At 29.6% G+C, this 25,018-nt stretch carries 22 protein-coding genes; 5 read left to right on the top strand and 17 right to left on the bottom strand.

Annotated elements, in window-relative coordinates; all coding sequences use genetic code 11:
* Window positions 1–50: 50 nt before the first annotated feature.
* The 15 genes from hisB to CX675_RS03135 all read right to left on the bottom strand — a co-directional run bounded on the left by hisB (window position 51) and on the right by CX675_RS03135 (window position 17,056).
* Entirely contained in the window at window positions 51–1,187 is a 1,137-nt protein-coding gene (gene hisB / locus CX675_RS03205; RefSeq protein ID WP_130733773.1) for a bifunctional histidinol-phosphatase/imidazoleglycerol-phosphate dehydratase HisB, read from the bottom strand.
* Window positions 1,180–2,247, bottom strand: a complete 1,068-nt coding sequence (hisC, locus tag CX675_RS03200; RefSeq protein WP_240723580.1) for a histidinol-phosphate transaminase — start codon at window positions 2,245–2,247, stop codon at window positions 1,180–1,182. Before hisC ends, hisB begins: the two co-directional genes overlap by 8 nt.
* Window positions 2,248–2,290: 43 nt before the next feature.
* The gene (gene hisD / locus CX675_RS03195; protein WP_130733772.1) at window positions 2,291–3,565 is read right to left on the bottom strand and encodes a histidinol dehydrogenase; all 1,275 of its coding nucleotides are present in this window, start codon (window positions 3,563–3,565) and stop codon (window positions 2,291–2,293) included.
* A 12-nt stretch (window positions 3,566–3,577) separates the two neighbouring features.
* Window positions 3,578–4,435, bottom strand: a complete 858-nt coding sequence (hisG, locus tag CX675_RS03190) for an ATP phosphoribosyltransferase (RefSeq protein WP_130733771.1) — start codon at window positions 4,433–4,435, stop codon at window positions 3,578–3,580.
* A gap of 257 nt (window positions 4,436–4,692) precedes the next feature.
* Complete coding sequence (locus CX675_RS03185) at window positions 4,693–5,400, bottom strand: VIT family protein (protein WP_130733770.1); 708 nt, start codon at window positions 5,398–5,400, stop codon at window positions 4,693–4,695.
* A gap of 9 nt (window positions 5,401–5,409) precedes the next feature.
* On the bottom strand, window positions 5,410–5,898 hold the full coding sequence (locus tag CX675_RS03180) for a hypothetical protein (protein WP_130733769.1): 489 nt from the start codon (window positions 5,896–5,898) through the stop codon (window positions 5,410–5,412).
* A gap of 12 nt (window positions 5,899–5,910) precedes the next feature.
* Entirely contained in the window at window positions 5,911–7,026 is a 1,116-nt protein-coding gene (locus CX675_RS03175) for an efflux RND transporter periplasmic adaptor subunit (protein WP_130733768.1), read from the bottom strand.
* Window positions 7,027–7,039: 13 nt separating this feature from the next.
* The gene (locus CX675_RS03170; RefSeq protein WP_130733767.1) at window positions 7,040–11,377 is read right to left on the bottom strand and encodes a CusA/CzcA family heavy metal efflux RND transporter; all 4,338 of its coding nucleotides are present in this window, start codon (window positions 11,375–11,377) and stop codon (window positions 7,040–7,042) included.
* Window positions 11,378–11,471: 94 nt separating this feature from the next.
* Entirely contained in the window at window positions 11,472–11,852 is a 381-nt protein-coding gene (locus CX675_RS03165; protein WP_130733766.1) for a hypothetical protein, read from the bottom strand.
* A gap of 92 nt (window positions 11,853–11,944) precedes the next feature.
* Window positions 11,945–13,345, bottom strand: coding sequence for a HAMP domain-containing sensor histidine kinase (locus CX675_RS03160; RefSeq protein WP_130733765.1), 1,401 nt, complete (start codon window positions 13,343–13,345; stop codon window positions 11,945–11,947).
* Window positions 13,338–14,000, bottom strand: coding sequence for a response regulator transcription factor (locus tag CX675_RS03155; protein ID WP_130733764.1), 663 nt, complete (start codon window positions 13,998–14,000; stop codon window positions 13,338–13,340). Before CX675_RS03155 ends, CX675_RS03160 begins: the two co-directional genes overlap by 8 nt.
* 10 nt (window positions 14,001–14,010) lie before the next feature.
* Window positions 14,011–15,327: a DUF3570 domain-containing protein gene (locus CX675_RS03150; RefSeq protein WP_130733763.1), complete on the bottom strand. Its 1,317-nt coding sequence runs from the start codon at window positions 15,325–15,327 to the stop codon at window positions 14,011–14,013.
* A gap of 57 nt (window positions 15,328–15,384) precedes the next feature.
* Entirely contained in the window at window positions 15,385–15,594 is a 210-nt protein-coding gene (locus tag CX675_RS03145) for a DUF4266 domain-containing protein (protein WP_130733762.1), read from the bottom strand.
* 47 nt (window positions 15,595–15,641) lie between these two features.
* The gene (locus tag CX675_RS03140) at window positions 15,642–16,622 is read right to left on the bottom strand and encodes an FAD:protein FMN transferase (protein ID WP_130733761.1); all 981 of its coding nucleotides are present in this window, start codon (window positions 16,620–16,622) and stop codon (window positions 15,642–15,644) included.
* Complete coding sequence (locus CX675_RS03135; protein WP_130733760.1) at window positions 16,622–17,056, bottom strand: thioredoxin family protein; 435 nt, start codon at window positions 17,054–17,056, stop codon at window positions 16,622–16,624. Before CX675_RS03135 ends, CX675_RS03140 begins: the two co-directional genes overlap by 1 nt.
* 151 nt (window positions 17,057–17,207) lie before the next feature.
* Here CX675_RS03135 and CX675_RS03130 point away from each other — a divergent pair, with 151 nt between their 5' ends.
* On the top strand, window positions 17,208–19,292 hold the full coding sequence (locus CX675_RS03130; RefSeq protein ID WP_130733759.1) for an LTA synthase family protein: 2,085 nt from the start codon (window positions 17,208–17,210) through the stop codon (window positions 19,290–19,292).
* On the opposite strand, the gene CX675_RS03125 is transcribed toward CX675_RS03130, so the two are convergent.
* Together CX675_RS03125 and fabG are read right to left on the bottom strand one after the other, a co-directional pair.
* Window positions 19,287–21,314 carry a hypothetical protein gene (locus tag CX675_RS03125; protein ID WP_130733758.1) on the bottom strand — a complete coding sequence of 676 codons (2,028 nt, stop codon included), beginning with the start codon at window positions 21,312–21,314 and terminating at the stop codon, window positions 19,287–19,289. The two genes, CX675_RS03130 and CX675_RS03125, sit on opposite strands and share 6 nt — an antisense overlap.
* A 61-nt stretch (window positions 21,315–21,375) precedes the next feature.
* Window positions 21,376–22,122 carry a 3-oxoacyl-[acyl-carrier-protein] reductase gene (gene fabG, locus CX675_RS03120; protein WP_130733757.1) on the bottom strand — a complete coding sequence of 249 codons (747 nt, stop codon included), beginning with the start codon at window positions 22,120–22,122 and terminating at the stop codon, window positions 21,376–21,378.
* Window positions 22,123–22,288: 166 nt separating this feature from the next.
* On the opposite strand from fabG, the gene CX675_RS03115 reads away from it, so the two are divergent.
* The 4 genes from CX675_RS03115 to CX675_RS03100 all read left to right on the top strand — a co-directional run bounded on the left by CX675_RS03115 (window position 22,289) and on the right by CX675_RS03100 (window position 24,867).
* Window positions 22,289–22,825 (top strand): RNA polymerase sigma factor, encoded by a 537-nt coding sequence (locus CX675_RS03115; protein ID WP_130733756.1) that lies wholly within the window; start codon window positions 22,289–22,291, stop codon window positions 22,823–22,825.
* 55 nt (window positions 22,826–22,880) lie between these two features.
* The gene (locus CX675_RS03110) at window positions 22,881–23,144 is read left to right on the top strand and encodes a hypothetical protein (protein WP_130733755.1); all 264 of its coding nucleotides are present in this window, start codon (window positions 22,881–22,883) and stop codon (window positions 23,142–23,144) included.
* 63 nt (window positions 23,145–23,207) lie between these two features.
* A complete protein-coding gene (locus CX675_RS03105) occupies window positions 23,208–23,603 on the top strand; it encodes a periplasmic heavy metal sensor (RefSeq protein ID WP_165395961.1) in 396 nt (131 codons plus the stop codon).
* A 76-nt stretch (window positions 23,604–23,679) separates the two neighbouring features.
* Window positions 23,680–24,867, top strand: a complete 1,188-nt coding sequence (locus CX675_RS03100; RefSeq protein WP_240723579.1) for a cytochrome-c peroxidase — start codon at window positions 23,680–23,682, stop codon at window positions 24,865–24,867.
* Window positions 24,868–25,018 lie beyond the last annotated feature (151 nt).

The raw sequence follows: 25,018 nt of genomic DNA, 5'->3' as shown, positions 1-25,018 counted from the left end.
ATATAGAATATCATTTTTTTCTCCTTAAACTTTATGACTTTCCAGTAAGTTTAAAGCATTCCTTTGGTACTTGGTAAAATCATTTTAGCTGCATCTCTTTTAATAGCTGCTTTAATAGCCTTGGCCAACGCTTTAAAAATAGCTTCAATTTTATGGTGTTCATTTGTCCCCTCTACTTTTATATTTAAATTGGCTTTTGCTCCGTCAGTAAATGATTTAAAAAAATGAAAAAACATTTCAGTTGGTATATCACCGATTTTCTCTCTTCTAAATTCGGCATCCCAAACCAACCAGTTTCTACCTCCAAAATCGATAGCCACTTGCGCCAAACAGTCATCCATTGGTAAACAAAAGCCGTAACGTTCTATACCTAATTTATTACCTAAAGCCAATGCAAAAACTTCTCCTAACGCAATCGCAGTATCTTCAATAGTGTGATGTTCATCTACTTCTAAATCACCAATAACTTGTATTGTTAAATCCATTTGACCATGACGTGCAATTTGATCTAACATATGATCAAAAAAAGCCAGGCCTGTATTGATATTACTCTTTCCTGTACCATCTAAATTTAAAGTAATGGTAATATCCGTTTCATTTGTTTTTCTTGTTATAGAGGCCGTTCTTTCTTTGAGTTTTAAAAACTCATATATTTGTTGCCAATCATTAGTCTCTAAAGCAATAACCGGGGTTAATATTTCTCTTTTAACTGAAATTTCATTGGTTCCTAAATTTGTATTATCATTAATAAAGATGGCTTTAGCACCTAGATTCTTCGCCAACTCTACATCGGTTAAACGATCTCCAATTACAAAAGATTCTTTTAGATTATAGGTCTCTGAGAAATAAGAAGTAAGTAAACCCGTTCCTGGTTTACGAGTAGGTGCATTTTCATAAGGAAAAGTACGATCTAAAAGCACTTTATCAAATATAACACCCTCATTTTCATACGTTTTTATAATAAAATTATGCACTGGCCAAAAAGTTTCTTCAGGAAAAGAAGCTGTTCCTAAACCGTCTTGATTGGTTATCATAACCAATTCATAATCTAATTCCTGAGCTATTTTACTTAAAAAAGGAATACATTTTGGATAAAAAATCATTTTTTCAAACGAATCGATTTGTTCGTCGATTGTTTCTTTAATTAATGTTCCATCTCTATCGATGAATAATACTTTTTTAGACATTTTTTAGGTTTTTTAGTAATTCAATTACTTTATCATTTTCTTTTGGTGTACCAATGGTAATTCGTAGACAGCTTCTACACAAAGAATCATTAGAACGGTTTCTAACTACAATGCCATTTTGTAAAAACTGATGGTATTGAAAAGTAGCATTATCAACTCGAAATAAAATAAAATTAGTTTCTGAGGGGAAAATTTCAGTTACAATTTTACAGCGAACTAAAGCTTTCATGACTCTCTCCCTTTCCGATTTTAATTCTTCTATTTCGTAAATATATTTCATACTTGCCAATTTTTCAATGGCTATTTTTTGTGAAATACTATTTACATTATAAGGTGGTTTTATTTTTTCTAAAACAGCAATAATTTCAGGCGAAGCGAAAAGTAATCCTAATCGTAAGCCTGCCATTCCATAAGCTTTAGAAAGGGTTTGAACAATTACCAGATTCTCATATTCGTTGATTCGTTTTAACCAAGAAGGTTTCTCTGAAAACTCGATATAAGCTTCATCAATAACTACTAACCCTTTAAATTCTTTTAATATTTTTAATATTTCGGTCTCAGAAAATGTATTTCCAGTAGGATTATTAGGTGAACAAAGAAATATCATTTTAGTATGCTCATTTGCTCGGTTTAAAATCGAACTTACGTTGGGTTGAAAATCATCTGTTAAAAGAATTCGTTTGTTTTCAATGGCGTTTAAATTGGCCAAAACACCGTACATACCATATGTAGGTGGTAATGTAATAATATTATCAACATTAGGTTCACAAAAAGCTCTAAACAACAAATCCAATACTTCATCGCTACCATTACCTATGACAATGCTAGCTGAATTTACGTTTTTTATGGTTGCTAAAACCTCTTTTAATGCTTTTTGATGTGGATCTGGATACCGATTTACATCATTTTCAAAAGGATTTTCATTAGCGTCTAAAAAAATCATATTATTGCTATTCAATTCATTAAATTCATCTCTTGCAGAAGAATAAGGGCGCATTGCTTTTATATTATCCCGAATTAATAGATTTAGATTAAATTTCTTTTCTGTGACTCGCATCATTCAAGTTTTGTTTTGTTAGAGGTTTATCTGTTAGTATTTTTTATTATTGTAAACGAATACGTATTGCATTTTTGTGTGCTTGTAATCCTTCTGCTTCTGCCATAATTTCTATTGCCTTGCCAATTTTTTGCAAACCTGCTTCTGTAATTTTCTGAAATGTCATTGCTTTTAAGAAACTATCTAAATTAACGCCACTATAACTTTTAGAGTAACCGTTTGTAGGTAAAGTATGATTTGTACCGGAAGCATAATCACCCGCACTTTCTGGGGTATAATTTCCAATAAATACAGATCCTGCATTTTGAATAGCGTTTACAAAAAAATCTTCGTTTTTTGCACAAATGATAAAATGTTCCGGACCATATTCATTAATTAATGCCATCGCTTTTTCTTCTGAGTCAACATAAATTAATCTAGAATTATTTATTGCTTGTTGAGCAATTACTTTTCTAGGTAAATATTCTAATTGTTTGGCAACTTCATCTTCTACTTTATATACCATTTCTTTTGAAGTTGTTACTAAAATAACTTGACTGTCTTTTCCGTGTTCGGCCTGACTTAATAAATCGGATGCTACAAAACTTGGCACAGCGGTTTCATCGGCAAAAACTAACAATTCACTCGGTCCAGCTGGCATGTCTATGGCAACGCCTAATTGTGATGCATATTGCTTTGCAACTGTCACAAATTGATTTCCAGGTCCAAAAATTTTATATACTTTTTCAACTGTTTCTGTACCATAAGTCATGGCTGCAATAGCTTGAATACCTCCTATTTTATATATTTTGGTAACACCACAACATTGTGCTGCATATAAAATCGCTGGATTTATATTTCCTTTATTATCTGGAGGTGTACATAAAATAATTTCTTTACAGCCTGCAATTTTAGCCGGAATGGAAAGCATTAAAACGGTTGAAAATAAAGGCGCTGAACCTCCTGGTATGTACAACCCTATTTTTTGAATCGGTCTTTTTTCTTGCCAACATAAAACGCCCTCAGTAGTAGTTACTTCAATTTTATTTGTTTTTTGAGCAAAATGAAACTTTTCAATATTATTCTTTGCCAATTGAATCGCTTCTTTTAATTCATTAGAAATTAAGTTACTAGCCTGTTGAAACTCTTCAGAAGTAACTACAAAATTGGATAGGGTAATTCCATCAAACAAAGAAGTATATTTTATAATGGCTTGATTTCCTTTTTGTTGCACTTCTTTAAAAATTTCTTTTACAGTCTCTTCAATATCCGTAAAAGTTGCAGTAGGTCTTTGTAACAATTGTGACCATTCGCTTTGTGAGGGATTTTCTATTTTATACATATTTTTTACTTTTTAAAGCACCATTTTTTCTATTGGACAAACTAATATTCCTTCTGCTCCAGCTTCTTTTAATTGATCGATAACTTCCCAAAAAGTATCTTCATCAATTACAGAATGTAAACTACTCCATCCTTTTTCACTCAAAGGCATTACTGTAGGGCTTTTTAAAACTGGTAAAATTTTGGTGATGCTATCGATTTTTTCATTAGGTACATTCATGAGTATGTATTTTGATTTTCTCGATCTCAGTACTGCTTGGATGCGAAACTGTAACTTATCTAAAAGAGCTTTGGTTTCAGTTGTAATTTCAGGAGATACAGCTAAAACAGCTTCGCTTTTTAAAATGACTTCCACTTCTTTTAGTCCGTTTTTAAACAATGTACTTCCACTAGATACAATATCAACTATAGCATCTGAAAGACCAATGTTTGGTGCAATTTCTACTGATCCAGAGATTTGGTGAATATCAACAGACATCCCTTTGGATGAAAAATAATCTGTTACCGTATTGGGATAAGAGGTAGCTATTCTTAACCCATCTAAATCTTTTAAAGAAGAATAAGAAAATGATTTTGGAACAGCCACTGATACTTTACATTTTGAGAATCCTAATCGTTCCGCGACACTTATATTTTTGCCTTTTTCAACTAGCAAATTATCTCCTACAATAGCAACATCTACTACTCCATCAATTAAATATTGTGGAATATCCGAGTTTCGCAAGAAATAAACTTCGAGTGGAAAGTTTGATGCGGTAACTTTTAATTGGTCGTTTCCATTGTAAACAGAAATACCAGAATCTTTTAACAACTGGATGCTATCATCATAAAGCCTACCAGATTTTTGAATTGCAATTTTTAAGATACTCATTAGTTTGTTTTAAAATGTCTGAGTAAATCATATTGCTTTTTTAGAAAAGAAAAAACCCGTTTGATTTACTCAAACGGGTTTATAATTATTTTGGATTACTACAAAATCATCATTGCCTCGCTTGAGCGTGGAAAAAATGATGATGATGTAATTGATTTAAAAACATAGTTTTGTGTTATTTTTAACAGTACAAATATAAAAACAAAGTTTTTTAAAAAACAACTGTTTAACAAAAAATATATAAATTATTTTTTAATTTAAGCCAAATTTACACCAAAAACATGACCGACAATTGCAGTTAAAACCATAGCAATTGTACCCCAAAATGTAACTCTTAAAACCGCTTTCAAAATATTTGAACCTCCAGTTTTAGCGGCTAATGCTCCTAAAAAACCTAAAAAAATAATAGCAAAAACATACAAGTAATATTCTAAGTTTTTTACAGGAAAAAATAAGGTAACTAAAAAAGGCAACATACCTCCAAAAACAAATGAAGCTCCTGAAGCCAATGCCGCTTGTAAAGGTTTTGCCTGATTAATTTCGGTAATTCCTAATTCGTCTCTTACATGAGCTCCCAATGCATCATGAGCTGTTAATTCTTTAGCAACTCTTAGTGCGGTTTCTTTTTTTAAACCTCGAGATTCATATATAGCAGCTAATCTTTCTAATTCAATTTCAGGCATTTCCTGTAGTTCTTGTTTCTCTCTTTCAATATCTGCTTTTTCAACATCAGTTTGCGAACTAACCGACACATATTCACCAGCAGCCATAGATAATGCTCCTGCTACTAAACCTGCCAAAGTTGCTAGAATTACAGGTTCTCTGAAGTCGCTAGCTGCTGCTACACCAATAGCAATACTCGATGTTGATAAAATACCATCATTTGCACCTAAAACAGCAGCACGTAACCAATTACTTTTATGGATGTAATGATTGTCTAAATAATTTTCTAATTCATTTTCCATAACTTGTTTTTAGTCTTCATCAATTGCTTCATGATTAATATTTATACCATCGTTTGCCACATTTTCTCTAATTTCTGTATGACGAATTTCACCACCTGAAGTACCCACAGATTTAGATAGAATAGCTGCACCAATAGCAACTACAATTGCAAAATAAGTCACAAAATGTGCTTTAGCATGCTTTTTCGCATTGGCAAACAAACCTACAATTGAAGTTAGCCCTAAAAGGTATAACACTTTCATGAAAGTCTCAGCAATTTCTTCGTGTTCATGTATCATATGGTGGGAAATTCCAAGTTTTTCAACAATTTCTTCAGCACCTTCACCAGTCATCATAGTTACTTTACCCATAATCATACAAATAATAAAAATAACATAGGCCGTGTTAGTCAAAATGGTTTGCTTTTTTACAATTCCGTAAAGTAAAATCCCTATACCAAAAAATAAACCAATAATAGGGAAATGGTTAAAAACCATGTGTAAATGTGCTTTATTCATCGTATTTTGTTATTAGTAAACATCATAAACTCCTTTTAATAAAAGTTTTGAGTTTTTGTTTATTTTTTTGTTTGCAATAATTTCAATAGCATCAGTCGTTTTTTCTCCTATTTGAACTACTGCTTTTTCAAAGATATAATTTCCATTTGAATTTGATTTCAATACTAAGACATAATTTTTATCATCCTCAGTAATTATCGCGTCTATTGGAACAGCTAGTCCTTCTTTGGAGCCCGTAATAATTGTTGCGTCCACAAACATTCCTGTTAAAAGGCGTTGTTTAATGTTTTCGTCTAAGTGTCCGTGCACCATAATAGATCTATCTTGTGTTTCAATAGATTTGCCTACGAGAACTACTTCAGCTTTAAATAATTCATTAGATGCTTGAGGTACTGTAAACTGAATTTGTTGTCCTTCATGAATTTTCAAAATATCTTTTTCAAAGACCGTTAATTCCACATGCAAATGATTTGTATCTACAATTTCTAAAATAATATCGGAAGGAGACATATACATTCCTACATTTGCATTCATTACTGTTACATCTCCTGAAATAGGAGCATAAATTGTAATCGTTGCTGTTAAATTACCTTTATGAACCTGTGCTGGAGAAATATGTAATAATTCTAGTTTTTTTCGTAGACTTTGATACATACCGTTTGCTCTCTTATAATCACTTTCTGCTTTTAAATAATTCTTTTGCGAAGTAATTTTTTCAGTATATAGTGTTTTTTGTCTTTCGTACTCTGATTGTAAATAATGGATTTGTTCAGCAACTTCTAAATATTCTTTTTGAAGGTCTATAAAAGCAGTGTTTTCTAGGGTAACCAAAGCTTGTCCTTTAGTAACTTTATCCCCTATCAGCAAATGAGTTGTTTTAACATACCCCCCTAAAAAAGAGGTGATTTTAGTTCTATTTTCAGGAGGAACATCAATTTTACCAGTAACTTTTGCACCAATTTTAAAAGAGTGACGTTTTGGATTACCTACTTCAAATTGTGATTCTTTAAATTGTTCATTGGTTACTGAAATATTTTCCTCTTTAAAGTTATTTGGTTTCTCTGTTGTATTTTCTTTACAAGAAACAAAAAGTATTATTGTTACAATTATATAAATGATTTTTCTCATTTTATTGGTTTTTTTATTCTATAGTAATATATTGCAATTGTAATTGCGTTAAATTGTATTCTAATAAGGCATCTAGATATTCCAATTGAATAGCAGTTGCATTTTCTAAACTTTGTATAAACTGAAAGAAATCGATTTCCCCATGTTTATAGCTCATGTTTGCTACTTTTAAAATTTCTTCTGAAAGTTTTTTCCCATAGTTATTATAATAGTTTATACTTTCTTTTTGCTTTTCCAATTCTTTGTTTTTCTGATTTACATAAGCTTCTATTTGCATCGTTTTATTCATTCTTTCCATTTCCCAACTTTGCCACTCTAGTTTTACCATTTTATTCTTAGAAATTGTCCCATTAAAGAAAATTGGAATAGAAACCCCTATTTGAAAACCATATAATGATGATGATAATCCAGTATTTTTTCCTTGAAAATATTGCAGATGAATATCAGGCAAAGCTTGTTGTTTTTGAAGTTTCCATTTACTTTTATATAAATCTGTAACACTTTGAAAATAGGAATTATAAATTCCTTTATTAACAGTAATAGTTAAATCGTTTTGTTCTATCAAATTAGAAGTCCTAATCACAACTTTTTTATCCGTTTGTAATACTGCATGTAACGCTTCATAGACACTTTCTTTTTCTTTTCCCAACTGTGATAATTTGGTATTAATTTGACGAAATTTAGCTTGAGCAGTTATTTTTTCCAAATAATTACTTTCACCTAGTTCAAAACGTCTGTCGCTTGCTTTTGAGAAATTTTGGTACAAACTATCTAAATAATAATATAATTTTTGCTTGTGCTGTAAATAAACTATTTGATTATACTTTGAAGTTATTTCTTTAATCAATAGATTTTCTTGTATTTTCAACTTTGCTTTTTCATTCTCCCAATCCTTTTTCAAAAGCTTCTTTTGAGCACTATAAACCGTTGGAAAAGCAAAGTTTTGTTGTATTCCAAAAACTTTAAGTGGTTCGTTATTTGCTGCCAGATTATTTTGATCATAACTATAATAAATCATCGTTTTATCCAATGCATAGGCAGTTTTTATAGCTATTTCAGCCTTATCTACATGCAGTTGTAATGCTTTGATATTATGATTGTTTTTCAATCCTATAGCTATTAAAGAATCTAGTTCTTGTGTATTATTTTGAGAAAAACTTTGAGTTGAGAATAAGCTTAATAAAAAAATCAAAGCACTCCTTTTCTCTTTAGAAAAAGTTCTATTTTTTAAATCCTTAGTTTCCAATATTTTATACAAAACAGGCAATACAAGCATAGTTAACAATGTTGCTGTAATTAACCCCCCAATAACAACTGTAGCTAAAGGACGTTGTACTTCTGCACCAGCTGAAGATGAAACAGCCATAGGTAAAAAGCCTAAAGCGGCTGCGGCTGCCGTTAATAGCACTGGTCTTAATCGATCTGTTGTGCCTTTTAAAATGAGTTCATCATAAGTAGTAAATCCTTGTTGTTTCAATTCTTTAAAATGCTCAATTAAAACAATCCCATTTAAAACTGCTATTCCGAAAAGAGCAATAAAACCGACACCTGCAGAAATACTAAATGGTAAATCGCGAATCCATAACAATAAAATACCACCAACAGCTGCTAAAGGAATTGCCGAATAAACCATTATGGCTTCTTTAATAGAATGAAACGCGAAATACAACAGTATAAAAATGAGAATTAATGCAATAGGAACTGCTACCATGAGTCTTTGCTTTGCACTTTGCAGGTTTTCAAATTGTCCTCCATAAGTAACCCTGTAACCTGTAGGCAGTTTGATAGAAGAAGTTATTGCCTTTTGTATATCGTCTACCACACTTTGTAAATCTCTATTTCTAACATTTACACCTACTACTACCCTTCTATTTGTATTGTCTCTCGATATTTTAGCTGGACCTGTAGTATATTCTATTTGGGCTACTTCTTGCAAAGGAATTTGATTTCCTGTGGGAGTACTTACAAACACATTCTCAATATCTTGAATATCTCTTCTATAATTGCTATTAAGACGTATTACCATATCGAAGCGTTTTTCACCTTCAAAAACAGTACCTACGTTTTTACCAGCAAAAGCCAAGGATAAAATTTCGTTTAAATCTGCAATATTCATACCATATTGAGCTATTTTAGAACGGTTATACGTGACTGCCATTTGTGGTAATCCTTCTGTTTTTTCTATAATAATATCAGAAGCACCTGGTATATTTTTAATAGCGCTAGCAATTTCATCTGCTTTTTGTGCTAAGAGCTTTAAATCGTCTCCAAAAACTTTAATAGCTACATCAGAACGAGTTCCAGAAATGAGCTCGTTAAAACGCATCTCTATAGGTTGTGTAAACTCAATCTCTATATTGGGAATCTTCTTTTCAATTGCTATTTTAATTTTATCAGCTAATTCGTCTTTATTATTTGCAGAAATCCATTCCGACTTTGGTTTTAATTTAATAATAATATCACTTTCCTCCATACTCATTGGATCTGTAGGAACTTCTGCTGCTCCAATTCTACTGACTACCTGAGAAACTTCTGGAAAGTTTTTCAGAATAATTTTTTCAATTCTTGTGGTTGTTTCAATCGTTTTAGATAAAGAAGTTCCTGTTTTTAAAACGGGTTGAATTACAAAATCACCTTCGTCTAGAGTAGGAATAAATTCACCTCCCATAGTTACAAAAATTACAATTGCAGTAAGTAATAGACCTAGCGCTCCTAATAATACTTTTTTTGTATTTTTTAAGGACCATGTGATTAAAGGTAAATACCATTTATTTAATTTATCTATTAACTTATTAGAAAAAGGGTCTTTGTTTTTTTTAGATGGCTTTATAAACAAAGAAGAAACTACTGGTACATAGGTAAAACAAAGTAACATAGCTCCTACTAATGCAAAACTAAAAGTTAATGCCATCGGTTGAAACATCTTTCCTTCTACACCAGATAATGATAAAATAGGTATAAAGACAATTAAGATAATTAGCTGTCCAAAAACTGCTGAATTCATCATTTTTGAAGCACTTCGTTGTGTAATTTCATCAATTTTTTCTTGTTGATTGCCTTTATTTAAATGTTGAAGCTTTTCAGATTGTTGTGTTATTTGAAAAGCAATAAACTCAACAATAATTACAGCACCATCAATTATAATTCCAAAATCGATAGCTCCTAAACTCATTAAATTAGCATCAATATGAAATATATTCATAAAAGAAATAGCAAATAAAAGGCATAAAGGAATTACCGAAGCTACAACTAAACCAGAACGCCAATTCCCTAATAATAACACAACAACAAAAATTACAATTAAACATCCTAAAATTAGATTTTCTGCTACTGTAAAAGTTGTTTTAGCAACTAATTCACTTCGTTCTAGAAATCCGTTAATATAAACACCCCTAGGTAAAGTAGTGTTGATTTCAGTAATTCTATTTTTAACATCTTCAATAACTTGTTTTGAATTAGCTCCTTTTAGCATCATAATCTGACCCAAAACCTTTTCTCCTTCACCATTTCCTGTTATAGCACCAAAACGATTAGCAGCACCAAAACCTACATGAGCAACATTTTTTATAGTAATAGGATTACCATTAACCGTTTTTATAACAATATTATTGATGTCTTCAAGTGAATTTACTTTACCTTCTCCTCGAATAAAATAACTTTGGTTTGTTTTTTCAATATAAGCTCCACCTGCCACGCTATTGTTTTTTTCTAAAGCTGTAAATATTTCATTAATTGTAAGATTCATTGATTTTAATACAGCAGGAACAACAGAAATTTCGTATTGCTTTAAATAACCACCCCAAGTATTAATTTCAACCACACCTTTAACGCCAGAAAGTTGTCTTTTTACCACCCAATCTTGTAAGGTTCTTAAATCTGTAACCGAATATTCTTCTTTAAATTTTGGTTGAACTTCAAGTGTATATTGATAAATTTCACCTAACCCAGTTGTTATTGGTCCCATTTCTGGGGTGCCAAAACCTTGAGGAATTTTTTCTGAAGCTGACTTTATTTTTTCAGCTATGAGCTGTCTCGGTAAGTAAGTGCCCATTTCATCATTAAAAACTATAGTAACAACAGATAATCCAAATTTTGAAACTGATCTTATTTCTTCAACACCTGGCAAATTTGCCATCTCTAATTCTACAGGATAGGTAATATATTGTTCTATGTCTTGTGTAGACAAATTTTGTGAAGTTGTGATAACCTGAACCTGATTATTAGTAATATCAGGAACAGCACCGATAGGTATTTTGGTTAAAGAATACAAACCAAAACCTACCATACCTATAACAAATAGTAGTATTATAAGTTTATTCTTTAAACTAAAGGAAATTATTTTTTCTAACATGTTCTTAAATTAAATATATGAAGTAGCATTTGTCTATTAACTGACAAATACATTAGGCAATTGAAAATTATTTCAATAATTTTAAAATAAAATGTTAGGCAATTTTTGGTGGTAACCAAATGGAAAAAAACAAATTCGATTGTAACGATTTGTTATAAAAAAAACGATTTTTTGTTTCAAAAAACACTGTTTTAAGTACAATTTGCATTGGCATAAAAGTAACCGTAAACAAAAGGTTAGCTGAAGTGTCGAAATTCTTAAACGGTAAATCTTGGTGTTTTTTATGTGGTATTTTTGCGTTCTTAGAATAGTGTTCTTTCAAAAATTGAAAAAATGAAACAGTAGTATCAGCAAAACCTGGTGTTTTGTGTTCATTGTAATGTGCAATGAGGTTTGGTATTTTCAATAATTGCCCTATTGATGTGTTAGCACACAAAAAGATAGAGATTAAAAAAATGGCAATTATTTTATTCATACTTTAAATTTAGTAAAAAAGTCATTACTACATGACTTCTTTTCAAGAATATTTACAAAATTAATATTTAAAAGTATACGATAACTTAAGTTCTACTTAGGATTTTCTAAGGGAAAACTTAATTTAACTTCTGTTCCGATATGTAATGTACTTGTAACAGTTATTTCAATTTTTAATAAGTCGCATAATCTTTTTACAATAGACAACCCGAGTCCTGTACCTTTAATTTCAGGATGATGTGACATATCTGAACGATAAAAAGAGTTGAAAATTTTATCTAAATTTTCGTTTGAAATCCCTACTCCATTATCTTTAATAGTAAAAAGTATTTGGTGATGATTTTGTTCCAAACTAAGTTGTACCCAACCATTATCTTTAGTATATTTAATTGCATTTGAAATAAGATTACTAAAAATAATTGATACTAAATAATTATCTGAAAAGAAATAATAATCATCTTGAAATTGTGTTTTTACTTGAATTTTTTTCGTTTCTATCTTTTCAGAAAAGCGTGTTAAACTATCTAAAATTAAAGCGTTTAAATAGATAGATTCTTCTTTACTATTTTGCTTTTGGTTTTCAAAACGAGCTAAAAGCAACAATTGATCCACCATATGATTGAGACGATCAACTTCAGAAATACAAAAATTAATTTTCGATTCATATTCTTCCTGACTTCTTGATTTTCGAATTAAAACCTCCATTGTCCCTTTAATTACGGCCAATGGAGTTCTTAATTCATGTGATGCATCTGATGTAAATTGTTTTTCACGTTCAATAGCGTTTTCTATTCGATTTAATAAATTATTGATATTTTCAGATAAGATATATAATTCGTCTTTATTATTTGGTAACGGAATTCTAGTTTGTAAATTATCTTTCGTAATTTTACTTGATGTTTCTATAATTGTACTTACAGGTCGAATACTTCTTCCTGCAAAAAAACGGGCTATTAAGAACAAAATGATTAAAATTATGGGGAAAGAAATGAGTAAAGTTTCTTTCAAAATTTCTACAATTTCAAAATCTTCCAAAGACATAGCTACTACTAGATAGCCTACCACTTTTCCTTTGTTTAAAATAGTTTTTTGCGTTTGTCGTAACGGAATTCCATTTAAAGAAGAATTAATAAATTTTTCATTAAAAGTTTCTTCTAAAAGGTTAAGGTTAGAATCGTTTAAATTAGGCGATTTATCAATCAATTGTTTATTATCATCATAGAATTCAACAAAAACGGGATTCACTTTTATTGAATTATGTTCCCTAGCTCTCCATTGATCGACTTGGATTAAATAGGTATCATTACTATCGGTCGTAACATCATCTAAATGTTTATACAACTCATTCGAAATTTCGCTATTTACGTGTTGATTAACACTATAACGAACAATACAATAAATAAAAATAAAAACAATGGCTATTAAAAAAGAGCCACTAATTATATAATTGAATGCTATTCTGTTTTTGAATGAAAAAGATAAAAAATTAGTCATTGGCAATATACCCTACTCCACGTATGGTTTTAATTAGTTCTTCTTCTTTGGAAATGTTTAGTTTTTTACGAATAGCATTCATAAAAACATCTATAACACCTGTATCATAATCAAAATGAATGTCCCAAACATCTTCTATAATTTTGTTTCTGGTACATACTTTACCTTTATTTACAATCAAATAAGATAATAATTCAAATTCACGCTGAGTTAAAGAAATCTCTTTTTTATCTACAAAAACCTGAAAGGTATTTCTGTCTATAGTTATGGTTCCTAAAGTTAGTTTTTCTTTCTCTTTATTTGTTCTAAAATGTACTTTTATTCGCTCTAAAAGTTCTTCAAAACTAAATGGTTTTTTTATATAATCGTTGGCTCCCGATTTTAGACCTTCTATGGTTTCTTGAACCGTATCTTTTGCCGTTAAAAAAATAATTGGAACAGTTGTATTTTGCTTTCTAACTTCCTTACATACTTCAATGCCACTCAAGACAGGTAACATCCAGTCTAATAATATTAAATCAATTGTTAATTGTAATGCTTTTTCAAGGCCTTCCTTTCCATTAGTGGCATAAGAGATAGTATATCCTTCTTCTTCTAAACCTTGCTTGAGGAAATCAATTATTCCTTTTTCGTCCTCAACTATAAGAATATGCATTATTGTAATATTATTGTTCAACAAATTTTACTCCGAAAGACACAATATTTGCGTCTAATCCATCACTTCTTTTATAATAATTATATCGTAAATCGATGTTTTTTAAACCGAATTTCCAAATTTTTGCATTGGTAAAAATATCTGTATAATTCAATCCAAAACCAAATTGGTTGGCATCAAATGTTGATAAATCATAATCTGAAGTATAATACTCTTCTGTAGATAAATGTTTCTCATAAGGTGCAAAGTACTTCGATTGTTGTTGTGTATAATAGCGGTACATTGGGAACACCGTAAATTTATCGGAAAGTTTAACGGGTAATTCTATATTCATAGTATGTGAAGAAATATCCCAATTATCAGTGTAATACCTATAGTAAGTTCGGACAACCAAACGTTCGTTTACATAGTAATTAAAACGGGCGCCAACAGGCAATTTAAAACGACTATCTGGCAAACGTTCTATATCATCTGCTAATTGAAAATCATTAATAAATGAATCTGCTATATCTGAAAAATAAATCCTTTGATAAGGTGTTGATAATAATCCTTGTTGTTGCAAAATATCTAAGAAAATAGAAAATTGCAATTTCTTCGTTAGAATTTGTGAAAAACTCAATGAGAGCGCAAAAGAATTTCTGTTCTTATTTTCATGAAAAGAAAATTGGATAGGATTATAAGCTGTATTTCCTGTAATGGTGTAATTATTAAAAATACCTCCATTTAGGTTATTACCATTAGATTTATAATCTTGTAATTCTTTAGGGTAAATAGGACTCCAAGTGTCTAAATAAACATTAGCAGAAACGTTAAATTCAGAATTTTTATCATTAAATAATTTGGTTAAACCACCTCCAAAACCAAATGATGAATAATCATATTCTATTGAACCTGAAAGATGTGCATTCCAAACTGTATTTCTATCATTTGAACTGTGGCTATAATTTACCACTAAACTCGTTAAAGCATCTGATTGAGAAGCTCCTGAAGAAGCTTGCCATGGACTTGGTGTATTGGTATCAAAAGGATTTATATTACTTGATGAAGCTGAAGAATAAGCGGAAATACCAGCATCTACCGTAAGTACATCATCATCATTAAGCGGAACTGCCACAACAATTGTAGGCGTTATATCGGTTAAATCTTCTGTTCCTTTTCCTCCAGAAACAGCAGAGTGAATACCATCTTGTTTATAATAGCTGGCCAAAAAATCGACCTCTATACTTTCTAAAACCCTTTTTTTATAAGTGACTTCAGTAGAATCTTTTTCTTGAGAAAATGAAAAAAATGTTACCAATAAGAGTAGTATTCCTATTCTAAATTTCATATATCCTTTATTTTTAATTGGTACCTATAAGTAAGTTTGATTGATTTTTTTGATAGTTTAATTACAGCCGCAACCACCGCCTGTTTTACCACCATTTGCTCCAGCTGCTGCTTCACGATACACTTGAAAATTAGTTTCAAATCGCTCTGTTAATCGTGCTGCTAATTTCATATCTGGGTCATTAATATATTGTTTATCATATTCTTTAACTGTATTGCAAGAAGTTCCAAAACCTGCCAAAACGAGTACTACTATAATTTTCTTCATCTCTTTATATCGTATTTTTTTTTAAACTTATTTTAAATTCTAAATGGTTAATTTGTTTTAACGTCAATGTTTTTAGAATAATGGATAGTTCCTTTATCATCAATAATAATACATTCTACTCCATTTATTTGATTAATTAAATCTAAACCAATATCTACACCAAGTACAAAAATACCTGTAGCTATGGCATCAGCTATTTCCGTTTGTTTAGCAAAAACCGAAACACTAATAATTCCTGTTGCTGGATAACCCGTTCTTGGATCTATTATATGCGAATATCTTTTACCATTAAATGTAACATATTTTTCATAATTTCCAGAAGTTTCAATAGCACTATCTACTAACGGAAAAGAAGCAAACACTTTTTCTTTATTTAATGGATTCACAATGGCTACTGTCCATGGGTTGCCATCAATTTGGTATCCCCAAGTATTAATATCACCAGAAACATTTACAATACCTGACTGACAACCTTTACTTTGTAATACTATTTTAATTTTATCCGCGATATAACCTTGACCAATACCTCCTAAGCCTAATTTCATTCCTTTTTCTTTTAAGAAAATAGTTTTTTCTTCGGCATTTAAAATTATTTTTTGGTAGCCTACTCGTTCCACAGATTTTTTAATCTCAGCTTCTGTTGGCATTTTTTTCATGCTGCCATCAAATTTCCAAATTTTATCCATAGATGCATAACTTATATCAAATGCACCATTAGTTAATTTAGAAATTTTAATGGCTCTTTCTACCAAATCAAACACTTCATCATCTACTTTAACTGGTTTTATTCCTGCATTTTGATTCACATTTGAAATTTGCGAAGTAGGTATCCAATCTGAAATCAAATGTTCCACTCTTTTAACCTCTTCAATAGCTATATTACAAAACTGTTCTCCTTTTATGGTATCATCTGCCACGACTGTTATTTCAAAAGGACTTCCTAATAAAGAAGCCTTCTTCTTATGGATAATTTGACCAAAAGAAAGCACTGTATATAGGTAGAAAAGAAAAAAAACGCTGTATTTCATTATTTTTTTAAGGCATAAATCATTTTAATATATTCTTCAGGAGAAACATTTTTAAACCCCATTTTTCCTAAAACTTTTCCATTATTATCTAACAAGACTACTAATGGAAAACTTCCTTCAATATTATATTTTTCAGCTAGATTTCTGTTATGTTCCGTTTGTTCTTCGGATAATTGATTGGCTTTTTTTCTTGGAAAATTAGCTTTTACTAAAATCCATTTGTCTGAAGATTCTTTTTTAAAAGCTTCCGATTGCCAAATATTTTTATCTAATTTTATACAAGGCGCACACCAGTCTGATCCTGAAAAAATAAGAACAATATCTTTATTTTCTTTTTTTGCCACTTCTTTTGCTTCTTCAAAATTATATTTCCAATCTTGTGAAAAACCTATAGTTGTTACTAATAAAAACAAAAGGATTACAATTTTCTTCATTTTTAAATAATTTTAATACAAATTAAACGATTTTTTAAATCTAACAGTATTGTCATACTTTTAAATTAAGTGAAACTTAAGAATGTTTTAAGTAAAACTTAAGCAAAGCCTCTAATACAAACTATACTTTTGATTCATAATTAATTAGCTTATGAACAAATATCTTGCCCCTTTTAAAAATCTGGTTATTTTTTATTTAATTATCAATTTATTATTACGGATCATACTCTTTTTTCATCCTATTACACAATCTAGTTTCACCATTCTAGAAATACTAAAAATAGTGTTATTAGGCATGCTATCCGATTTTTTTATTTTTATAGTAACTAGTGCATTTCTATGGCTTTATTTATTATTCTTATCTAATTCAAAACTAAAACAACCTTGGGGTTATATTTTACTTTCAATATACGCCTTTTTATTTATTTATATTGCTTCTGGCAAATCAATTTTAAATGAGTATGGTGGTGTTTTACCTGAAATCGGACTTATTTTTGTTGGAATAAAAACAGTTTTAATAGGATTACTTGTATTTATACCAAACTATAGAAAAATCATACGATTACTTATTTATTCATTTACTATTTTCTTATTTTCGTTACTAATTATACAAAATGCGGTTAGCGAATTCTTTTTTTGGAATGAATTTGGTTTAAAATATAATTTTATTGCTGTAGATTATTTGGTTTATACTAATACAGTTATTGGTAACATTATGGAGTCTTATCCCGTAATTCCATTATTTACCTGTGTTGGTATACTCACATTAATTGCTACTTATTTTATAGTTAAAAATTCAAAGATATACTTAGATAATTTACCTTCTTTTAAAACTAAAATTAAAATATTAGGTATATACGGTCTGTTTTTTATCCTTTCATTATTTATTATTCCTGGCTTAAGTTATTTAGAAAACTCTAAAAATTTGTATACCAATGAATTGCAGGCTAATGGCATTTTTAAATTTTATCTTGCATTTAAAAATAGTGAATTAGATTATTACCAATTTTACAACACTATTAAAAATGAGGAAGCCTTCGCTTTATTGCAAAAACAACTCCCTCAAATAGAGAAAGATTCATCTACACATACTATAACCAATGAAGGAGATGAAATAAAAAAGAATGTGGTCTTAATTACTATTGAAAGCTTAAGTGCTTCTTTTATGAAAATGTATGGCAATCAACAAAATCTTACTCCGTTTTTAGATTCTTTGGCCTTACAAAGTTTGAATTTTTCTAATTTATATGCCACAGGAAATCGAACCGTGAGAGGTTTAGAAGCTGTAACACTTTGTATTCCTTCAACACCTGGTGAAAGTGTTGTTAAAAGAGAAGACAATAAAAACAAATTTTGTACAGGAAGTATTTTTAAATCCAAAGGTTATGATGTAAAATATTTGTATGGTGGTGATGCTTATTTTGACAATATGAACGATTTCTTTGTAGGAAATGGTTATGATGTAATTGATAAAAATTCGTTTACAGCTGAGGAAATTAGTTTCTCAAACATTTGGGGTGTTTGTGATGAAGATATGGCTAAAAAAGCGATACAAATAATGAATAAGGAAGCGCAAACTGGTAAACCATTTTTTAATCATTGGATGACAGTAAGCAATCATAGACCCTTTACTTATCCAGATGGAAAAATTTCGATTTCATGTGATTCAAAATCTAGAGAAGGTGGTGTAAAATATACTGATTATGCTTTACGTCAGTTTTTTGTAATGGCTGAAAAACAGTCATGGTTTAAAAATACGATTTTTGTTATTGTTGCGGATCATTGTGCATCTAGTTCTGGAAAAACGGAATTGCCTTTAGATAAATATAGAATTCCAGCTATGGTTTATGCACCTGGTTTTATATCTCCCAAAAATGAAAATATACTTATGTCTCAAATCGATTTAATGCCAACTGTTTTTGGTTTATTACATTTTAATTATCAAAGCAAATTTTTTGGTCAAGATATAATGAAAAACAATTACCAACCTAGAGCTTTTATAGCTACATATGAAGATTTAGGATATATTAAAAACAATACGTTAACGATTATATCACCTGTTAAAAAACAAAAACAGTTTGATTTAAAATTAAGCAAAGGAAATACAAATACTTTTGAATTGTATTATGATGAAATTCCAAAAGAAAAGATAAATACAACATTAGCTACAGAAACAATTTCTTTTTATCAAAGTGCCGCTTATTTATTGAAAAATAAAAAATATCAAAAATTATAAAAGTCCATTATATTTCCTAATAAACCATTCCAAAGACAGAAAAGAAACAATTAAAAGCAAGAGTAATTTCCAGTCTATTAAAGGTTTTTTAGTAATCACTTCTTTTTGAACTGGCAAATAGGAATTGCTATCTGATAATATTTTTATTAATTGATCTAATTGATTGGGATAAAATAATTTACCAGAAGTTGTTGCTGCTAATTGTTCTAAACGAATTCGATCAGGATTAACAAATTGTCTCTCGATATCAAACTCTAAAATTTCAAAACTTCCTGAAAAAGAAGCTTTAGAACTATTTTCGGTAACAGTAAAAGAATAATTCCCTTTTGGTAAATTATCAAATTCAACTTTATAATCAATATTTGATTTTAAGAAATTGTATGTTTTTTTAAATTTTGTTTCTTTATTTGTTACTACAATATTTAATTGTGCATTTTGATCTAATTCATAGTTTTTATCAAAATATTGAGCCGTAATTTCTATCGTTTCTCCCTCATTGTAATATTTTTTAAAATCTACTTCTAATGATTTTTTAGTTGTATTTGAAGTTAGAAATTGCACCCATTTATCAGTAAAAAAATCAAAATCTTGGAACGATTTCTTTTTTAAATTCGTTTCCATTCTCCATTTCCAAATGTTCTCACCAAACAAATAACCTCTCCTATTTTTTCCTTCTTCAAAAAAGGTAAACAATGGGTTTTCAGTTTGTATATTACGAATACTTGCATTTAGCAATGTTTTTGCATTTCCTTTAACAGTAATGGTACCAAATTTATTTTCTAAAGATGAAAAATTTTCAAATCCAATATTTTCTTGAGCAAAAACAGTAAAATCTGTATTAAAAGAAGCAAAATAATCTTCTTTTTGATTGCCCATTTTAAAGTTAAAATCAGTTTGATAAGCATTCAAAAAATTAAAGTCGGTCTGCGTTCCTGTAATTAATAACGAATTTATTTCAGCATTCTTATTTGCCTCAAATAACGCTTTAAAAGTAGCATTTGGTTGATAAAAAATAAATAAATTATATTTTTTTAAATCAGTAATCTCATTTGGTTTCAACAAACTTACTTTACGTTGTTCATTCACTTCAATGCTTCTTTTTAAAGCACTTAAATCGGGATGAACCATATCTGAAACTAAAGCTATTTCTGTACGCTGATCGATTACTTCAACTACAAAATTCTGAGTATTATTACTCTTGTTTTTTTCAGTTTCAGCGGAAGTTATAGTTGCAGTATATTTTTGAATCCCAATAGCATTAGCATCTAATAAAACTGAAATAGATTGTGCTTTTATTTTGGATGTGAAAGTAATATTCTTTTTAAAAACGGTTTGGTTTCCAGTTGTAATTGCAAAATTAGCAGTTACGTTTTGATTGCCATTATATTGTACAAAAACTTCAACAGGAAATTTATTTTTTAAAAAAGTATATTTATTAACGTTAATTTGATTGATTTTCAAGTCAAAAACAGTAGTTGTATCTCCTTGAACTACCGGATATATCTTTGTGTTATTTTGAAAACTGTATACATAATCACTTCCTTGTGTTTGGTTACCATCAGTAAACAGAACTACAGGATAATTAATGTTACGATATAATTGTTTTAAATTTTTAGCAACATTATCTAGTAATGATTGTTTGCCTAAATAATCTATTTTTCCATTATGGATAAACTCTTTATCAAATGTATACAATTGTAAATTATACTTTTCATTTAGTGTTTTATTTTCTGTTAATTGCTTAATAGAAGAAGAATCTAAATGGTTACCACTTAACTCTTTGATAGATTTAGAGTTATCAACAATAATAGGTAAAGGTGTTTTTACAATTTCGTAAGATGCGTTAGAAATTATAGGATTAATAAGTAATAAAAAAAGGCCCACATAACTTAAAAAACGTAAAAAAGCTAAAAGCAAATGAATCTTAGACTTGCTTTTAGCTTTATAAAAGTATTGATAATATGATAAACCAGTAGCTATAAATACTGATAGAATAAGAAGTAAAATAGTACTCGTTGTCATACATTTATTTAGTGTTGTAATCTATTAGTAACCAAAAAATGATTTAAATTGTTACTCATTCTTATGTTAACATTCCACCATCAACATTGATTACCTGTCCTGTTACATAAGCACTCATATCAGAAGCTAAGAAAACACAAACATTGGCAACATCCTCAGGTGATCCACCTCTTTTCAACGGAATAGCTTCTCTCCATCCTTTTACTACATCTTCATTTAATTTAGCGGTCATTTCAGTTTCAATAAATCCTGGCGCAATAGCATTACAACGGATATTTCTTGAACCTAATTCTAAGGCAATAGATTTCGTAAACCCTATCATACCTGCTTTTGAAGCTGCATAATTAGCTTGTCCTGCATTTCCTTTTACACCTACAACGCTACTCATATTAATGATAGAACCATTGCGATTTTTAAGCATTGTTTTTTGAACCGCTTTAGTCATATTGAAAACCGATTTCAAATTGATTTCAACCACCTTGTCAAAATCCTCTTCGCTCATTCTCATTAATAAATTATCCTTAGTAATACCAGCATTATTGATTAAAATATCTATCGTACCAAAATCAGCTAGTACATTATCTACTAATTTTTGAGATTCGTCAAAATCAGCTGCATTAGATTGATATCCTTTTGCTTTAACTCCTAATGCATTTAATTCATTTTCTAATTCTTGAGCAGAAGATACAGAAGAACTGTATGTAAATGCAACATTTGCTCCATTTTTTGCAAAAACTTCGGCAATTCCTTTACCTATACCGCGGCTAGCACCTGTAATGATAGCTACTTTACCTTCTAATAATTTCATTTTTGTTTCTTAAAATTTGAAGTCAAATATATTAATAATTTAAAGTTAAAAAAAAAGATTAAGAAAATACTTCTAATTTAGTACTAACAATTTTTTTCTAACTTATCGTATTTAATTTAAACTTTTTGAGATTTTAAATGTCATATCATTAAAATTTAGATAAAATATAGAACCATTTACAAAAATATACAACGAATATAAAGTGCTCGTCTACAATGTAGCCTTACATTATTTACAAAACATTCAAGATGCTGAAGAAGTAACACAGGATGTATTTGTAAAGGTGTATTACACTTTGCATTCATTTCAAGGAAAGGCCTCATTAAAAACGTGGATTTATAAAATAACAATCAATCAATCCTTGGATTTTCTGAAAAAGAAGAAAAGTAAAAAAAGGCTTTTTATTTTTGGTAACAAAAGTCATAACGAACAAGAAATAGTGCAAATTTCAAATTTTGAGCACCCTGGAATAATCTTAGAAAAGAAAGAAGATGCAGCTCTTTTGTTTGCTATTATTAATACTTTACCAGAACATCAAAAAACAGCTTTTATTTTATCTAAAATTGATGGACTAAGCAATCCTGAAATAGCCGAAATAATGGAAACAAGTATTTCAGCCATTGAATCATTAATTTTTAGAGCAAAAACCACATTAAAAGAAAGAATTTCAGATAAATTTGAATCTTATCGCAAGAAAAAATAATTTTAATCGTCTAATAGAGTACATTAACTCTAAATTGACAAAATTCAATTTAAAAATGAAACAAGATACATTTATAGAAAAGATATTAAATAGTACCTTAGGAATAACAAAAGCAATTCCAAATGAAAAACTATTTCAAGAAATTCAAGCTAAAATTGAAGAAAATAAGCCTATAGATAATTACACAAAATGGTTAGTAGCAGCTTCTGTGGCTATATTGTTAACGATTAATGTTTTTTTCTTAAATAAAAAAACAGAGCATAAGCCTGTTAGCGTTTCTCCATTATTTGAAATAACTACGAACAATCAATTATACTAGATTATGAATAAGACCAAATTCTTAACTCTCATAATTATATGTCTGTTTTTAATTAACATTTTTATGTTATTTCATCTTTCTAACGGTCCAAAAGATTTTAGAGGGCCTAGAAAAGAGCCAAAAGAAATAATTATTGAAAAATTACATTTTGACTCAAAACAAATAGCTCAATATGAAGCACTTATAGCTACGCATAGAAACACAATTAACACATTGGATAGCACCATCAAAAAATTAAAAAGGGAATTATATGCAACATTAATTGAGAACGAAACACCAACCAATAAGACAGATTCTCTATTTCAAGCCATTACAGAAAAACAAATGGCGATTGAAAAAGTGCATTTTAATCATTTTTTAGATATAAAAAAAATATGCAAAGAAGAACAATTAGCTGATTATGAAAACTTAACAGCTGAATTAGCCAAAATTTTTTCAAATAAACCACCCAAAAAATAAAAAAATAAAAAATTACCGCAAGAATAAAAAAAAAGTGGCGTCTAAACTAATAGACAATAACTAAAACCTAATTAAAATGAAAATGTACAAAATTTTATCCCTTTTAGTAATTTCACTATTTTTTTCTTGCCATAAAGAATCAGATGATCTTTATGAATCTATTCCTGTATATCCATATGTATCCGCTACATTTGGAAATACAATAGATCTGAATAATTTAGAAAACTATGCTAGCCAATCGATTCCAAATTATATTACAAAAGATAATAGCATTTCAAATCCGATAACCAATAAAGGAGCTACATTAGGAAGAGTCTTATTTTATGACACCAATTTATCAGCAAACCATACCATTGCCTGTGCGAGTTGTCATAAACAAGAAAATGCTTTTGGAGATAATGCTGCTATGGCAAGTAATGGTGTTAATGGAACTACAGGAAGACATTCCATGCGATTAATTAATACTCGTTTTGCCACAGAAACTAAATTTTTCTGGGATGAGAGAGCAGCTAGTCTCGAAATTCAAACAACTATGCCTATTAAAGATCATGGTGAAATGGGATTTAGTGGAACAAATGGTGATTTATCTTTTGCAGATTTAATTACGAGAATGGAAAATATAGATTATTATAAAGAATTATTCACATTTGTATATGGAAATGATGAAATTACAGAAGTAAAAATACAAAATGCTTTGGCTCAATTTATTAGAAGCATTCAATCTTTTGATTCTAAATATGATACAGGAAGAGCATTAGTAAACAATGATAATCAACCTTTTCCAAATTTTACGCAAACTGAAAATACAGGGAAAAACTTATTTTTAGCTCCACCCCAGTTTGATCCAAATGGTTCTCGTATTGGTGGTGGTGTAGGATGTGCTGGTTGTCATAGAGCTCCAGAATTCGATATTGATCCCAATACATTAAATAATGGAATAATTGGAACCATTAACAATACAGGAATTGATATAACAAATACTAGAGCACCTTCATTAAGAGATTTAGTAAAACAAGATGGCACCATCAATTCTACTTTGATGCATACTGGAAATATAGCTACACTACAAGCCGCTATAGGACATTATAATTCGATTACTATTGCACCAGGGAATACTAATTTGGATCCAAGATTACGTCCTGCTGGAAACGGTCAGCAATTAAATATGACAGGAGCAGAAATGAATGCATTACAATCTTTTCTTTTCACTTTAGCAGGATCTAATGTATACACAGATAGCAAATGGAGTACTCCTTTTGAATAATTCATATTATAAAAAAAGTCCCGAATAATAATATATTCGGGACATTTTTATATCTGAAAGAAATTTTATCCTAAAACTTCTTTTACTTTTTTACCGATTTCAGCTGGAGAATCTACCACATGAATTCCATTTTCTCTCATGATACGTTTTT

Origin of the sequence: Flavobacterium sp. J27 (assembly GCF_004303025.1) — a bacterium.
In the GTDB taxonomy this organism is placed as follows: domain Bacteria; phylum Bacteroidota; class Bacteroidia; order Flavobacteriales; family Flavobacteriaceae; genus Flavobacterium.
Note: the sequence above shows the minus strand (reverse complement) of the source record. Positions and strands in the feature narration are given on the sequence as shown.